This window comes from Arthrobacter sp. FB24, from assembly GCF_000196235.1.
In the GTDB taxonomy this organism is placed as follows: domain Bacteria; phylum Actinomycetota; class Actinomycetes; order Actinomycetales; family Micrococcaceae; genus Arthrobacter.
On sequence record NC_008541.1, the window covers coordinates 3,672,016 to 3,686,521 of the forward strand.

At 66.5% G+C, this 14,506-nt stretch carries 15 protein-coding genes; 3 read left to right on the forward strand and 12 right to left on the reverse strand.

Features of this window, described 5'->3' with window-relative positions; translation table 11 throughout:
- Positions 1-24 precede the first annotated feature (24 nt).
- Positions 25-633, reverse strand: coding sequence for a GNAT family N-acetyltransferase (locus tag ARTH_RS16550; RefSeq protein WP_011693091.1), 609 nt, complete (start codon positions 631-633; stop codon positions 25-27).
- A 35-nt stretch (positions 634-668) separates the two neighbouring features.
- Here ARTH_RS16550 and ARTH_RS16555 point away from each other — a divergent pair, with 35 nt between their 5' ends.
- Positions 669-1,109 (forward strand): SRPBCC family protein, encoded by a 441-nt coding sequence (locus tag ARTH_RS16555; protein ID WP_011693092.1) that lies wholly within the window; start codon positions 669-671, stop codon positions 1,107-1,109.
- Between the two features lie 39 nt (positions 1,110-1,148).
- On the opposite strand, the gene ARTH_RS16560 is transcribed toward ARTH_RS16555, so the two are convergent.
- The 5 genes from ARTH_RS16560 to ARTH_RS16580 form a co-directional block, all read right to left on the reverse strand.
- Positions 1,149-2,021: a 3-hydroxyacyl-CoA dehydrogenase family protein gene (locus ARTH_RS16560; RefSeq protein ID WP_011693093.1), complete on the reverse strand. Its 873-nt coding sequence runs from the start codon at positions 2,019-2,021 to the stop codon at positions 1,149-1,151.
- Between the two features lie 2 nt (positions 2,022-2,023).
- A complete protein-coding gene (locus ARTH_RS16565) occupies positions 2,024-2,857 on the reverse strand; it encodes an enoyl-CoA hydratase/isomerase family protein (RefSeq protein ID WP_011693094.1) in 834 nt (277 codons plus the stop codon).
- Complete coding sequence (locus tag ARTH_RS16570) at positions 2,857-4,086, reverse strand: thiolase family protein (RefSeq protein ID WP_011693095.1); 1,230 nt, start codon at positions 4,084-4,086, stop codon at positions 2,857-2,859. The genes ARTH_RS16565 and ARTH_RS16570 overlap by 1 nt, the downstream gene beginning before the upstream one ends.
- 128 nt (positions 4,087-4,214) lie before the next feature.
- Positions 4,215-4,901: a pentapeptide repeat-containing protein gene (locus tag ARTH_RS16575; protein ID WP_011693096.1), complete on the reverse strand. Its 687-nt coding sequence runs from the start codon at positions 4,899-4,901 to the stop codon at positions 4,215-4,217.
- Positions 4,901-5,374 (reverse strand): SRPBCC family protein, encoded by a 474-nt coding sequence (locus ARTH_RS16580; RefSeq protein ID WP_043429993.1) that lies wholly within the window; start codon positions 5,372-5,374, stop codon positions 4,901-4,903. Before ARTH_RS16580 ends, ARTH_RS16575 begins: the two co-directional genes overlap by 1 nt.
- A gap of 180 nt (positions 5,375-5,554) precedes the next feature.
- Between ARTH_RS16580 and ARTH_RS16585 the strand changes: the two genes are divergently transcribed.
- Both ARTH_RS16585 and ARTH_RS16590 read left to right on the forward strand, forming a co-directional pair.
- The gene (locus ARTH_RS16585) at positions 5,555-5,731 is read left to right on the forward strand and encodes a CsbD family protein (protein ID WP_011693098.1); all 177 of its coding nucleotides are present in this window, start codon (positions 5,555-5,557) and stop codon (positions 5,729-5,731) included.
- Positions 5,732-5,853: 122 nt separating this feature from the next.
- Positions 5,854-6,603: a dienelactone hydrolase family protein gene (locus ARTH_RS16590; RefSeq protein WP_011693099.1), complete on the forward strand. Its 750-nt coding sequence runs from the start codon at positions 5,854-5,856 to the stop codon at positions 6,601-6,603.
- Positions 6,604-6,738: 135 nt separating this feature from the next.
- On the opposite strand, the gene ARTH_RS16595 is transcribed toward ARTH_RS16590, so the two are convergent.
- The 6 genes from ARTH_RS16595 to ARTH_RS16620 all read right to left on the reverse strand — a co-directional run bounded on the left by ARTH_RS16595 (position 6,739) and on the right by ARTH_RS16620 (position 14,503).
- Positions 6,739-8,199 (reverse strand): amino acid permease, encoded by a 1,461-nt coding sequence (locus tag ARTH_RS16595; RefSeq protein ID WP_011693100.1) that lies wholly within the window; start codon positions 8,197-8,199, stop codon positions 6,739-6,741.
- 206 nt (positions 8,200-8,405) lie between these two features.
- Positions 8,406-8,723: a Rieske (2Fe-2S) protein gene (locus ARTH_RS16600; RefSeq protein ID WP_011693101.1), complete on the reverse strand. Its 318-nt coding sequence runs from the start codon at positions 8,721-8,723 to the stop codon at positions 8,406-8,408.
- A complete protein-coding gene (gene nirB, locus ARTH_RS16605) occupies positions 8,720-11,260 on the reverse strand; it encodes a nitrite reductase large subunit NirB (protein ID WP_011693102.1) in 2,541 nt (846 codons plus the stop codon). Before nirB ends, ARTH_RS16600 begins: the two co-directional genes overlap by 4 nt.
- A complete protein-coding gene (locus ARTH_RS16610; protein WP_011693103.1) occupies positions 11,260-11,607 on the reverse strand; it encodes a hypothetical protein in 348 nt (115 codons plus the stop codon). Before ARTH_RS16610 ends, nirB begins: the two co-directional genes overlap by 1 nt.
- A gap of 192 nt (positions 11,608-11,799) precedes the next feature.
- Positions 11,800-13,491: an ABC-F family ATP-binding cassette domain-containing protein gene (locus tag ARTH_RS16615; protein ID WP_011693104.1), complete on the reverse strand. Its 1,692-nt coding sequence runs from the start codon at positions 13,489-13,491 to the stop codon at positions 11,800-11,802.
- A gap of 136 nt (positions 13,492-13,627) precedes the next feature.
- The gene (locus ARTH_RS16620; protein WP_011693105.1) at positions 13,628-14,503 is read right to left on the reverse strand and encodes a metal ABC transporter permease; all 876 of its coding nucleotides are present in this window, start codon (positions 14,501-14,503) and stop codon (positions 13,628-13,630) included.
- Positions 14,504-14,506 lie beyond the last annotated feature (3 nt).

Below are 14,506 nucleotides of genomic sequence, written 5' to 3' on the forward strand. Positions count from 1 at the left end.
CTCCCCGCCCCGGGGGCGCCGGCCCTAGCGTTGCTTGGCCAGCCTGAACTCCAGGCCGGCACGGACCATGGGCCACTCATGTTCGAGGATCGAGAACACCACAGTGTCCCGGAGCTGCCCGTCAGCCGTCCGGGTGTGGCTGCGCAGTACGCCGTCCTGCTTCGCTCCCAGCCGCGCGATCGCCTCCCGGGACTGGTGGTTGAGCCAGTGCGTCCGGAACTCGACGGCCGGGCACCCCAGCGTTTCAAAGGCATGCCGGAGCAGGAGCAGCTTGGAGTCCGCGTTCGTCCCCGTGCCGTGCGAAGAAGCCGCATTCCACGTGGAACCGATCTCCACGCGGGGAGTGGCGGCGTCGATATTCATGTACGTGGTCATCCCGATCACCCGGCCGGGACCACCGGCGGCGGGATCAAGGAGTCGCGTGGTGAACGGGAGCATGGAGCCGGCTTCCTGGAGCCGGAGGCGGCGGTCGATCTCCGCGGCCATGCCCTCCGGTCCGGGCACGGTTGTGTACCAGAGCTTCCAGAGTTCACCGTCGCGGGCAGCCTCCACCAGGCCGTCGTGGTGCGCGTGGCTCAGCGGTTCGAGAACGACGTGTTGACCGGTCAGCGTGATGGGATCGATGGAAGTCACCGGACCATCCTAGGGGCAGCGGCTAGGCTGTTGGGATGATCACAGTAGCGGGAACCGTCAGCTCTCCCCTCGGGGCAGAGGAAGCCTTCAACTACCTGTCGGCCTTCGAGCACACCGCGGAGTGGGATCCGGGCACCCCCGTGGTGAAGAAGCTCTCCGAGGGCCCCGTCGCCGTGGGCCACCGGTACCACGCCGAAGCGGAATTCCGTGGCAAGCGGCAGACCCTCATCTACGAGGTGGTGGAGCTGACCGGCAACCACATCAAGCTCCGGGGCGAAAACAAAACGGTCATATCCGAGGACTCGATCGACGTCTCCCCGGACGGGACCGGCTGCACGGTGCAATACACGGCCGAATTCCAGCTCAAGGGCGCGCTCAGGCTCATTGAACCGTTCATGAAGCCGGCGTTCATGTCACTCCGGGACCCCGCAATGAACGGCCTGAAGTCCGCCCTCGACGCGCGGGCCGGGCGCTAGGCCCGGACCCCTAAGGCCGCGGGCCCTTCGCCGCAGGCCCTAAGCCGGCCAGTCGAAGAATCCCTTGCCGGTCTTCCGGCCCAGTTCGCCGCGGGCCACCTTGTCGCGGAGGATCTGCGGCGGAGCGAAGCGCTCCCCCAGGGTGGACTGCAGGTACTCCGCGATGCCCAGCCGGACGTCCAGGCCCACAATGTCCGTGGTCCGCAGCGGGCCGGTGGGGTGCTTGTAGCCCAGCACCATGGCGTTGTCGATGTCCTCGGCGGACGCGACGCCTTCCTCCACCATGCGCATGGCTTCCAGGGCAATGGCCACGCCAAGGCGCGACGAGGCAAAGCCGGGAGCGTCATTGACGACGACGGCGGTCTTGCCGAGCGCCTCCACCCACCTTTTCGCCGCAGCGGCCAGGTCCGGGGACGTCTGCTCGCCGAGCACCACCTCGATGAGCGTGGACGCGGGTACCGGGTTGAAGAAGTGCAGGCCCAGGAAGTTCCCCGGGCGCTTGAGTTCGCGGGCCAGTCCGTTCACGGACAGGGACGACGTGTTGGAGGCGAGGTAGGCGTCGTCGGATAGTCGCGCCTCGATTTCCCGGAGGGAGGCGACCTTCAGCTCCCAGTCCTCCGGAACGGCCTCAACCACCAGCTCGCGGTCCTTGAAGTCGTCATAGTCCACCGTCACTGAGAGCCGCGACACCATTTCGTCCAGGTTGCCGTCCGTGGCGCCGCGCTCGATGCTCTTGGCGGCCGCGGACTCCACCCGTTCCCGTGCGGCTTCGGCCGAGGCCTCGTCCCGCTCCACCACCAGGACGTTGGCACCGTTGATCAGGAAGGCGTGGGCGATGCCCGCCCCCATCCGGCCGCCGCCGAGGACGCCCACCGTGGCGGGAAGGCCCGCCGGAAGTACGGAATTGCTCATGGTTACTTCGTCCCGTCTTGCTGGTCTGAATTCTTGGCGGTTTTCTTATCTGTCTTCTTGACTGTTTTCTTATCCAGGAAGGCCTGCATCCGGTCGAACTTCGCCTGGGATTCGAAAAGGATCCCCTGTGCCAGCTGGTCGATCAGCGGGTGTGCCTCGGCGGGGGCATGGAACACGGACTTGGTGATCCGCACGGCCAGCGGATCCTGCCGCGCAATGCGGTCCGCCAGGCTATGCGCGCCGTCCATGAGGACGGGGGCTTCGTGGATCTCGGTGATGAGGTTGACGGCGAGGGCCTGTTCGGCCCGCAGCACCAGGCCGGCCAGCAGGATCTGCTTGGCAACGGGTTCGCCCACAAGTTCCTTCAGCCGCCAGCTGGCACCGGCCGCGGCGAGGATGCCCAGGCCGGTTTCGGGGTTGCCGATGCGGACGCTGGGCGTTCCGATCCTGAAGTCCGCGGCGTACGCCAGCTCCGCGCCGCCGCCCAGGCAGTAGCCGTCCAGCGCCGCAATCACGGGCATGGGCAGCTTCGCGATCCGGACGAAGATCGTGGAGTTGATGCCCTGCAGGGCATCGTCCCGGCGACGTTCACGCAGCTGGGCGATGTCCGCGCCCGAGGCGAAGACGCCGTCCGGGCCCGCAATGATGAGCACCTTGGGGTTCTGTTCCAGCGCGGCGCAGACGATGTGGAGCTCGTCCACCATCTGCTGGTCGATGGCGTTCCGGACCTCGGGGCGGTTGAGGAGCACCACCACGCGGTCCTCCCGCTCCTCGACCAGGAGGGTTTTGAAGTCCAGCGTGCTCAAGTGTCCGTTCGCGCTTCCCGGGGCCGGCATTACACGCGCTCCAGCAGCATCGCGGTGCCCTGGCCGACGCCGATGCACATGGTGGCGAGGCCCAGCTTGGCGTCCTCGCGTTCCATCCGTCCCAGCAGGGTGATGGCGATCCGTGAGCCGCTGGAACCGAGCGGATGTCCGAGGCTGATGGCGCCGCCGTCGCGGTTCACAATCTCCGGATCCAGCCCGAGCCGGCGCATGCTGGCAAGCGACTGGGTTGCGAACGCTTCGTTAAGTTCGACGGCGCCGAGGTCGCCCACGCTGTAGCCGCTCCGGCCCAGGACTTTCTGGGTGGCGGGGACGGGGCCGATGCCCATGATCTCGGGTTCGCAGCCGGCGGAGGCGCCGTCAACGATGCGCGCCCGCGGGGTGAGGCCGAGCTTCCGGATGGCCGCCTCGGACGCCACGATAATGGCGGAGGCGCCATCATTCAGCGTGGAGGAGTTGCCGGCCGTGACAATCGAGCCGCCCTTGACCACGGGGCGCAGCCCGGCGAGCACGTCCATGGTGGTCCCGGCGCGGGGGCCCTCGTCCGTGTCAACCACGGTTTCGCCCTTGCGGGTCTTCACCGTCACCGGGACGATTTCGTCCTTGAACCGGCCGGCGGCGATGGCCGCGAGCGAACGTTCATGGGAGCGGACCGCGAAGGCGTCGGCGTCCTCTCGGGAAATGCCGTCCACCCGGCCCACTTCCTCGGCGGTTTCCGGCATGGAGTACGTCATTTTGCCGTCCCGGGACAGCTCGCCCTTCTGGAACAGCGGGTTGGCGAACCGCCAGCCGATGGACGTGTCGAAGATGGCGCCGGGCTTCGCGAACGCCGTCTGCGGTTTTTCCTGAACCCAGGGCGCCCGGCTCATGGATTCAACGCCGCCGGCAATGACGATGTCCGCGGCTCCTGATTTGATCATGTGGCTGGCCATGATGATGGCGCTCAGGCCGGAGGCGCACAGCCGGTTGACCGTGATGCCGGGGATGTGGAGGGGAAGCCCGGCCAGCAGGGTGGCCATGCGGGCCACGTTGCGGTTTTCCTCGCCGGCGCCGTTGGCGTTGCCGAGGATCACTTCGTCGATGGAATCCGGGTCAAGGCCGGCGCGGGCGACGGCCTCGCGGACCACGAGTGCGGCAAGGTCGTCGGGGCGGACCGCTGAAAGCGCCCCTCCGTAGCGGCCCACCGGTGTGCGGGCACCGCCCACCAAAAATGCCTGCGGTCCTGCTACTGCTGAGGCCATGGAAACACCCTTCACGCGATTAACGGCAATGTCATCTGCGGCGGCAAGAGCCTGGCGACTAATTTACCGACCGTTCGTTCTATAAAGATTACACTGCGGCCGCAAGGGGTCAACCAAGTTCCCGGTACTTACAGGACAGTGACGCCAAGGTGGGCTGCCAGCAGCGGCGCCAGCAGGCTCAGCTGGTAGTCGTCGATCACCACACCGGACAGGCTTCCGAGTCCGCTGATGGTGCGGAAATCCGTGCCGCGGAGGTCGAAGTCCTTGAGCTTGGCACCGGCGAGGTCGAGCGTGCCGATGGTGCAGTTCTTCAGCGCCACCCGGGTTCCCGTCACCGAGCCCAGGTCCAGCTCATTGATGATGCAGTCGCTGATCTGCACATCCGTGAGCCGTGAGCCGCGCAGGTTCACGTAGTCCAGCTTCCCGCCGTCGATCCGCACCGACGTCCAGCCGCTCTCGTACAGCTCCGCCGAACCCCACCGGGGATTGCCGATCTCCACATCCCGCAGCGTGGCCCGCGCCGCGGTCAGCACCGGGGAGTACATTTCGGCCAGGACGCAGTCCCGGAACGTCGCGCCGCGCAGCTGCGTCTCATTGAAGGAGACCCCTTCAAATGCGCACTCGGCGAAATCCGTGCCGCTGAGCTCGAGGCCGTCGGCATCGGCGCGGCTAAACCTGAGGCCGTCGTACCGCCCGCCCCGCTGGAAATCCGGCGCGGGATCGTCCCGCAACTCCTCCAGCCTGACCGGGGAAAGCCTGGGGGCCGTCACCTTGGGCGCCTTGGTTGCCCTTCCTGCCGCGCGACCGTCCGCCATCAGAGGGACTCGGCCTTCGCTGCAATCTCGGCGACGTCCTTGGCCAGCGCCTTCCGGGTGATGCTCATGCCGATCCTGCCGAACAGTGCCAGCATGACCTTGCTAAGAAGGGTGGGCCTGACCACTTTGGCGCCGAAGGTCAGCGTGAGGTCGGTCCCGCCGTCCCGCTCCGCGAGGATGAACCGCGTGGTGTAGTCGGCACCGCCCTGGAGCGCCTTGACCGTGGTGGTTCCGGCCCGCGTGGGCGACGGCGGCTCAGCCTGGGACACCCACATCTCGACGGTTTCCGCCCGGCCCATCATGGTCCGGGTTTCCTTCCACCGGGTCCCTTCACCGTATGCGCCCTCGCTGAGCATCTGGATGGAGTCGACTCCGGAGAGCGTGGCGGCGGAGCCCGGGATGTCCGAGATCACGGTCCAGACCTTGTCCGGACTGGCATTGACGTGATGCGTGAGCGTGGTCTTGTGGTCCATGCCTTCGAGCCTATCCGGGAGCGCCGACAAGCGTCAGCGGCGGCGCTGCACTGAACGCTGCGCGGACGCGCCGAAAGTGGCGGAGGGGCGCCCGCTCCGGCCCGCTTGATTTAGTAAGCATGCTTCGTGCTAGGGTGAATATGCTTAGTTTTTTACCGGAAACGAGAGGTGGAACACACCATGGGTATCGGAGACAAAATTCAGAACGAAGCAGAGCACCTTGGCGGCAAGGCCAAGGAAGCGGCCGGCAACGCCACGGACAATGACCGTCTGCGCGCAGAGGGTCAGAAGGACCAGGTTGTTGCCGACGCCAAGAAAGTTGGCGAAAACGTGAAGGACGAGTTCAAAAGAGACTAAAGCACCACAGGCGGCGGCCACGGCCACTGTCCTGGAAAAACGGCGGGCATTCCTTTGGGGGATGCCCGCCGTTTTTGTGAGATTCTCGGGTGGACAGCAACCGCCAACGGAAGGTCCGCACCATGACGATCATCGACCTCAGCGGTGCCGGCAGTACCGCGGCCACGCCCTCAGGCGCCGCCGGAACCGGATCCCCGAACCTGCGCGGGTACCTGGCCGAGCCACCGGGACCGGGCCCGTTCCCCGCCGTCCTGATGATCCACGAAGCATTCGGCCTCAACGACATTTCACGCCGCCAGGCGGACCGGCTGGCAGCCGCCGGCTACCTGACGTTGGCGGTGGACCTTTTCAGCAACGGCGGCATGCGGCGTTGCATAGTCTCCACCATGCGGTCGATGGCGTCCGGCTCCGGCCAGGCCTTCACGGACCTGGCCATTGCGCAGGCCTGGCTGGAGAAGTCCGGCCGGACCAACGGCAAGGTGGGCGTAATCGGCTTCTGCATGGGCGGCGGCTTCGCCCTGCTGCTCGCCAACAAAGGCTTTGACGCCGCCGCCGTCAACTACGGCAGGCTGCCGAAGAATCCGGAAGACGCCTTGGCGGGGGCTTGCCCCGTGGTGGGCAACTTCGGCAACGCGGACCGCTCCCTGCCCGGAGCCGCAGCGAAACTCGAAGCAACGTTGGAGAACCTGGGCATCGAGCACGACATCAAGGAATTCGACGGCGCCGGCCACGCCTTCATGAATGACGCCGAGGAGGGCCCCCGGCTCCTCCGCCCGTTGTTCCGGGTGATGGGCATCAAGCCGGACCCGGACGCGGCTGCAGAAGCCTGGCAACGGATCGAAGACCATTTCGCCCGGTACCTGAAGGGCTGAACCCCCGTGCGCGAAGTGTCCGTTCGCGCTCCCCCGGGGAGAACGACGGCGGCGGCCACCTTGTGAGGTGACCGCCGCCGTCGTCGTACTTGCCGCCGTCGTACTTCCACGACGCGGCGTGCCGCCGGCAAGTGGCTAGCTGAAGAGCTCGCTCTTCGGCTCGTTGTCCTTGACCTTCTTCCAGCCAAGCCACAGCACCAGCACGAAGAACGGGATGGTGGCGAGGGTCCACAGGCCGAGGTGGAAGACCTCACCGGTCTTGCTGGTCATGGTGTCGAAGCCGATCAGCACGGTGATGGCCAGCAGGGCAACCAGGCCGGCCCAGCTGCTCCAGGTTCCGCCGGGCGCGGGCAGGGACGAGACCTTGCCCTTCGTTTTGCGCAGCGCGATCTGGCTGGCGAAGATGGCGCCCCAGGTGAAGATCACGCCGATTGATGCGGAGTTGAGCGCGAGGTCGAACGCGTGGGAGCCGCCCAGCCAGATGTTCAGCAGGATGCCGACGAGGTAGACGCCGCCGATGGCCAGGATGGCCGCGTACGGCACGTGGCTCTTGGACATCCGGGTCAGCCACTCCGGAGCGTGGCCGTTGTTGGCCATGGTGCGGAAGATCCGGCCGATCGAGTACAGGCCCGAGTTGCAGGAGGAGAGCGCGGCGGTGATGACGATCATGTTCATGACATCGCCCATCCAGCCCAGGCCCATCTGGCCGAACACGGTGACGAACGGCGAGGTGCCTGCCACGTACTGGTCCGAGGGCAGCAGCATGGCCAGCAGCGTGACGGAACCGACATAGAACACCACGATGCGGAAGACCACGGCGCGGATCGCTTTGGGCACTTCCTTGGCCGGATCCTGCATTTCACCGGCCGTGATGCCGACGAGCTCAATCCCGTTGTAGGCAAAGATCACGGCGTTCAGGACCAGGATCATCACCAGCGCACCCTTGGGGAACATTCCGCCTTCGGCTGCGAAGAGGTTGTTGACCGAGGCGTGGCCGTCGCCCACCTGGGCGTTGGTGACCACCATGAAGGTGCCTACGGCCAGGAAGATGAGGATGGCGCCGACCTTGAGGCAGGACGCCCAGAATTCGAATTCGCCGAACGCCTTCACGCTCATGAGGTTCACGCCCACGAGCAGCAGCAGGGCGGCGATGGCGGTCAGTTCAACCGGCACGTTCGGGAAGAAGAACTGGAAGTACAGGCCGATGGCGATGAGCTCGGCGATGCCGGTCATGGCCCAGTTGATGAAGTACATCCAGCCGGACACATACGCGCCCTTCTTGCCGAACATTTCGCCGGCGTAGCTGACGAACGAGCCCGACGTCTGGCGGTACATGATGAGCTCGCCCAGGGCGCGCATCAACAGGTAAGCGATGACGCCGGCAATGGCGTAGGAGAAAATCAGTGCGGGGCCCGTGGAGGCCAGGCGTCCGCCGGCACCCATGAAGAGGCCGACGCCGATGGCGCCGCCCATGGCGATCATGGTGACCTGGCGGCCGCTCAGGGACTTCTTGTAGCCCTCGGCACTGAGGGTGGAGTCGACGACGGCGGATTGCGCCGTCGGGCTCTTAAGTTCTGTTGGGGTACTTTGTGGCACAACTGTTCCTTGTGGGTCGGAGTATGGCCGGCTCAGGAACGCAGAGCTATTGTCCGGATAATTCGGGTTTGTCCCTCATCTGGGGCAATTATCCGGACCAAACTCGCAAGGCGTCGAAGGTTGCGCGGCCTCCCCAGTTTACAAGGCCCGCGGAACCGTCAGTGACGCAGACAACAGTAGAAACAGGATATGCCGAATTAATTTAGCTACCTTGCGGAGGTTCGCAGAATAATATTCTGATGATTATCGATCTGGACGTCGTAGCTAGTCAGAGGTTCGGCACCGGTGGTGGAGCACCCGGTGTCCAGCCTGAAGGCGTTCTGATGCAGCGGGCACAGGACCACGTCCTGGTCGATGGTGCCGTCCGCGATCGGGCCGCCCTTGTGTGGGCAGACAGCGGACAGGGCCCGCAGGCTGCCGTCCCGGAGCCGGAACACCGCCACCTGTTCGCCGTCGACGCCGAACGCCCTCCCCTCCCCGAAGGGGACCTGGCTTACGGGGCCCAGGTTGTGGCCGGCATTCATCGGACCGGAACCTGGGGAAGCACCGTGAGCGGCAGCGAAGTGCGGAACTGACCGGGTGTGAGCGGATCGTCCCGTTCGGTCCAGGGATCCACGTAGCTGTCCACGGACGCCTGCATGGCGGCGTCCAACCCGGCTGCGAGGCCTTCCGCGTCGTCCACCACCACGGCACGGATGCGGTCAATGCCCACCCGTGGCACAAACGAGTAGGTCCGCTCGAGCCAGTTGGCGTTCTCCCGGTAGTACTGCATAAACCGGCCGGTCAGCACCTTGACTTCCTCGGGGTCCCCGACGGTGGCGAGGAGGTCGCCCTTGCGGATGTGGGCGCCGGCCGCTCCCCCGATATAGATCTCCCAGCGGCCGCCTTCCACCGCCACCACGCCCACGTCTTTGACCAGCGACTCGGCGCAGTTCCGCGGGCAGCCCGAGACGGCCAGCTTCAGCTTGGCCGGTGCCTCGATCCCTTGGAACCGCGATTCGATCTCGATGCCCAGCTTGGTGGAGTCGCCGGTGCCGTAGCGGCAGAAGTCCTTGCCCACGCAGGTTTTGACGGTACGAAAGCTCTTCCCGTAGGCATAGCCGGAAGGCATGTCCAGGTCCGCCCAGACCTGTGGCAGGTCCTCCTTGGGCACGCCCAGCAGGTCGATGCGCTGCCCGCCGGTCAGCTTGATCAGCGGAATGTTGTGTTTCTCGGCGACGTCGGCAATCCGGCGCAGCTGCTGCACGGACGTCACGCCGCCCTTCATCTGCGGCACCACGGAGAACGTGCCGTCGCGCTGGATGTTCGCGTGCACGCGGTCGTTGATGAACCGGGCGTCCCGCTCGTCGATGTACTGGTCCGCGAGCATCATCTTCATGAGTGAAGCGAGGCCCATTTTGGATTTCGCGTCCTCGGCGCTGCCCGGCGCCAGCGCTGCGAACACGGCGGACACGGAGCGGAGTCCCTGTTTGCGGATGGCCGCCATCAGCGAGGTCTTGTCCAGTGGAATGCCCGGCACGTAGAAGCTGGCGGCGGGGTCCTCCTCCACCGCGCCGTCGGCAGCCCATTCCACCACCTGCTTCACCAGCAGCTTGCAGGAACCGCAGCCTTTGCCTGCCCGGGTGGCGTCCATGGCTCCGGTCAGGGTGTTGCACCCGCCCTTGACCACGTCCACGAGTGACTTCTTGCTGACGCCGTTGCAGTTGCAGACCTGGGCGTCGTCGTCGAGTTCGGCCACGCCCTGTTCCTCCGCGGGGCCGCCCAGGTCGAACATCAGCGAGATCCGCTCCTCCGGCAGGGGCAGCCCCTTGTCGAAGGCCTGGGTCAGGTAGGCCACCTTGCGGCTGTCACCGAGCAGGGTGGCGCCCACCATCTTGTTGTCCCGGATGACGATGGACTTGAACACGCCGCGGCTGGGCTCGGAGAACACGATGTGCTCGTCCGTGTCCCGCTCCGGGCCCTGCAGGCCCATGGACGCGACCTCGACGCCGGCCACCTTGAGTTTCGTGGCGATGCGGGATCCCAGGTATACCGAGGAAGTGTCAGCGCCGGTCACGTGGTCGGCGAGCACCACGGCCTGTTCCCACAGCGGTGCCACCAGGCCGTAGACCTCGCCGCGGTGCTGGACGCATTCGCCCACCGCATAGATGTCGTCCTCGTCCACCACCCGCAGCTGGTCATCCACCACGATGGCGCGTTCCACGTGCAGTCCGCTGAGCACGGCGAGATCCACGTTGGGCCGGATTCCTGCGGCCACCACCACCATGTCGCAGCTGATGTCCGGCTTGTCCCGCAGCCGGACGCCCGTGACTTTATCCGCACCCAGGACCGCGGTGGTGCGGCTTCCGGTGTGCACCCGTATTCCGAGGGCCTCCACGCTCCGCCGGAGGATGGCTCCGCCGTCGGGTCCCATCTGGGCATTCATGAGGTGGCCGCCGGAGTGCACCACGTCGACGTCGATGCCATGGCTTTGGAGCCCCCGCGCGGCTTCCAGGCCCAGGAGGCCGCCGCCGATCACCACGGCCGTGTGGTGGTGATCGTGCTGCGCGTGCTGGACCATGTTGCGGGTGTCGTCAATGGTGCGGAACGTGAAAACGCCGGGTTTGATCGAGCCGCTGGGCGTATACAGGCCGTCCATCGGCGGCATGAACGATTGGCTGCCCGTGGCGATGATCAGCACGTCGTACGGCACCACGTGGCCGTTATTGGCGAAGACATATTTGGTGAAGCGGTCGATCCGTTCCACCCGGACGCCTGCGTGGAGCGTGATGTCGTTGTCCTGGTACCAGTGCAGGGAGTTTAGGAAGATGTCCGCGTCGCTTTCCTCGCCGGAGAGGACGTGGCTGAGCATGATCCTGTTGTAGTTGCCGTACGGCTCGTCTCCGAACATGGTGATGGTGAACTGTTCGGCGCCGCCGCGGGCCAGGATCTCTTCCACTGCCCGGGCACCGGCCATGCCGTTGCCGATCACCACCAGCCGACGGCGGTCGTTCGGCTTGCCCTGCGGGACCTTGCCCTTCGGAAGGGGCCCGCGCTGGCGACTATCGAGGGTTGCTGTCATCAGTGTTCCACCATGCCCAGGTCGACGACCACGAAGCCCGTGACGCCGTCTGCCGCCAGAAGGTACACCTCGATCACGGAGCCGCCCTCAATGTCCTCCACCACGCGGAGCGGCACGTGGACGTCGCTCTTGGCGCCGATAGGGAAATACCGCATGGGCACGCCGTCGCGCATCAGGACCACGGTGATCAGCTCGGAACTGGAGTTGCCGCCGCGAAAGTAGAGTGTCTGGTTGATGATTCCGTCCGGAACGAAGTGCGCGAGCTCACGGTGGATGGGAGCGGGCTTTTCAAGTCCGGCCCCCACAAAGGGGAAGACGCCCTGCAGGAAAAGGTTCTTGGTGATCACGGGACGGATCCTTTCGGCCGGCTGGGTAGGCCCGGCGGCGGACCGCGCGGGTGCTACTTGAGCGTGGGAATCACTGACTCCCTTCCATCCTGCTCCGCAGTTGTTTCGGCCCGGCGCGCAGGGAGTAACGATCCCTTAACGCAAACCTCACCGTTTTTGGGGCCCTCTTCCGTGGCCCGCACAGTCCCGGAGCTAGACGAGCGCGCCGTCCCGCATGGTGTACCGCAGCCAGCTTCCGGCCCCGCGTGCCGCACATTTGTTGAACCACTCCCCCAGGGCGCGGTCGTGGCTCACCATGATGAGCGTTCCGCCGAACTCCGACAGTGCCGCTTCCAGCTGTTCTACCAGCACGGGCGCCAGGTGGTTGGTGGGTTCATCAACCAGCATCGTTCCGTAGCCGCCAAGCAGAAGCCGGGCAAGGGCCAGCCGGCGCTGTTGACCGGCGGAAAGGCTGCCGACCGGAACGTGGAATTCGGTGGTCCGGAAGAGGCCCAGCCGCAGCAGCGCCTCGGCATGCTCGTCAATGTTGCCGCCCAGGCCGGACACGAAGGCCGGGAGAAGCCGTTGCCCGGGGCGGAGCGGCGGCTCCAGTTCCTGCTGCAGATAGCCGATCCGGCCGTGCCGTTCCACCGTGCCCGCGTCCGGCTCCAGCGTGCCCGCGAGGACGGACAGCAGCGTGGATTTACCGGCACCGTTGGGACCCGTGATCAGGATCTTTTGGCCGGCCTCCACCCGGAAATCCGTCCGTTCCAGCCGCCCGTGCACCTCCACGCCGCGGACTTCCAGCGCAGGGTCGTCGCTCTCGCCGGCGCCGGCGGTGGCGCCACCCGCGCCGGGAGCCGCTCCTTCACCGACGCCGGGCTGCCCGGGCTGCTGGAGGTCCACCGCCAGTTTCAAGGGAACCGGCGGGCGGTCCACCGGGCTGGCTTCGAGCCGGCGCAGCCGTTCCTGGGCGTTGCGGACCTTGCTGCTGGCCGCCCGCTGCCAGGTGCCGGCTTTGAAGTCGAAGCCCATTTTGTCGCCGTCGCGGCGGCGGGCGTAGCCCATCTTCCCGGCTACGGTGTCCGCCTGAAGCCGTTCGGCGGCCATCGCGTCCAGCCAGCCGCGGTATTGCTGCACCCAGCGCTCACGCTCTGCGGCCTTCTCCCGCAGGTACCCTTCGTAGCCGTTCCCGTAGCGATTGACGGCGCACCGTTCGGCGTCCACCTCGATGATGGAGGACGCCACCGTGCGCAGCAGCGCCCGGTCGTGGGAGACCACGACGACGGTCCCCCGGTGGGCGGCCAGCCGCGCCTCGAGCCAGGCCGTTCCGCTGGCGTCCAGATGGTTGGTGGGTTCGTCGAAGAGGAGGATGTCCGCGGGATCTGCGAGCACACAGGCCAGCGCCACCCGGTGCTGCTCACCGCCGGAGAGCGAACCCAGCGTCCGCCGCCGGTCCAGCCCGCCCAGTCCAAGGCGGTCCAGTGCCGCTTCCACCCGCGACTCCGCGGCATAGCCTTCCCGGAGCTGGTACTGGGTCTGCAGGTTGCCGTAGCGTTCCAGCAGCTCCTCGTCGGCATCGGCCAGGCCGGCTTCCAGGCCGTCCAGCTCCGCCTCCAGGGCGCGGAGTGACGCCAGCGCATCGTCGACGGCGTCGCCCACGGTGAACGTCGCCGGCAGGCCGGTGGTCTGGGCCAGGTAGCCGACGCGGCCGTGGCTGACGGCAGTGCCTTCGTCCGGGGCCTCGATCCCGGCCAGGATGCGGAGCAGGGTCGATTTTCCGGCGCCGTTCTCGCCGACGACGGCCACATGTTCACCGGCACCGACGGAGAGATGGACGTCGGTAAAAAGCCGGCGGTCGCCGTAGCCATGGGTGACGCCGGTCAGGGAAAGATGTTCAGTCAAGGGAAAAGTCCTAACGGGGTCCGAAGAAATGGGCGCTGCTGGTTAGGACTTCATCGCTCCAGCCTGCCCGGCCGGGCCCCCCGCGTCAAGCGCCGCCGTCGGAGTCCCCAGACTGCGAGCGCTACCGCCGGAGTCCTCAGACGGCGAGCGCTACCGCTTTCCTGCGTCGGGCCTTCGCCAGCCGGGTGCCGATCAGTCCCTGGCGCGGGCTGAAGAGGTAGACCGCGGCGAACACCACACCCTGGGTGAGCACCACCATCGCGCCCGAGGCGGTGTCGAGGTAGTAGCTCAGGTAGATGCCGGTGATCGAGCACACCGCCGAGATCACGGGGGCGATCACCAGCATGCGGGAGAAGCGGTCCGTCAGCAGGTACGCCGTGGCTCCGGGGATGATCAGCATGGCCACCACCAGCACGACACCCACGGTCTGCAGGGCCACCACAGAGGTCAGCGCCAGCAGGCCCAGCAGCAGCGCCCCCAGCCGCTTCGGTGACAGGCCGATGGCGTGGGCGTGCGTGGGGTCGAAGGCGTACAGCGTCAGGTCCCGGCGCTTGAGGATGAGGATGGCGAACGCCACCACGCCCAGCACCAGCACCTGGATGAGGTCCGGAATGCTGACGCCCAGCAGGTTGCCAAAGATGATGTGGTTGAGGTCGGTCTGGCTCGGCGTGACGGAGATGAGCACCAGGCCCAGGGCGAACAGCGAGCTGAACACGATGCCGATCGCGGCGTCCTCCTTGACCCGGCTGGTGTTCCGAACCACCCCGATCAGGGTGACGGCGATCAGCGCGAAGACCAGCGCCCCGATCGCGAACGGCGCCCCGACGATGTAGGCCAGGACGACGCCGGGCAGCACGGCGTGGGAGACGGCGTCGCCCATGAGTGACCAGCCGATGAGCACCAGCCAGCAGCTCAGCACGGCACAGACGATGGCCGCGAGCGCCGTGGTGATGATGGCGCGCACCATGAAGTCGTAGCTCAAGGGTTCAAGCACGAGGTCGAAGAGGTCCATGGC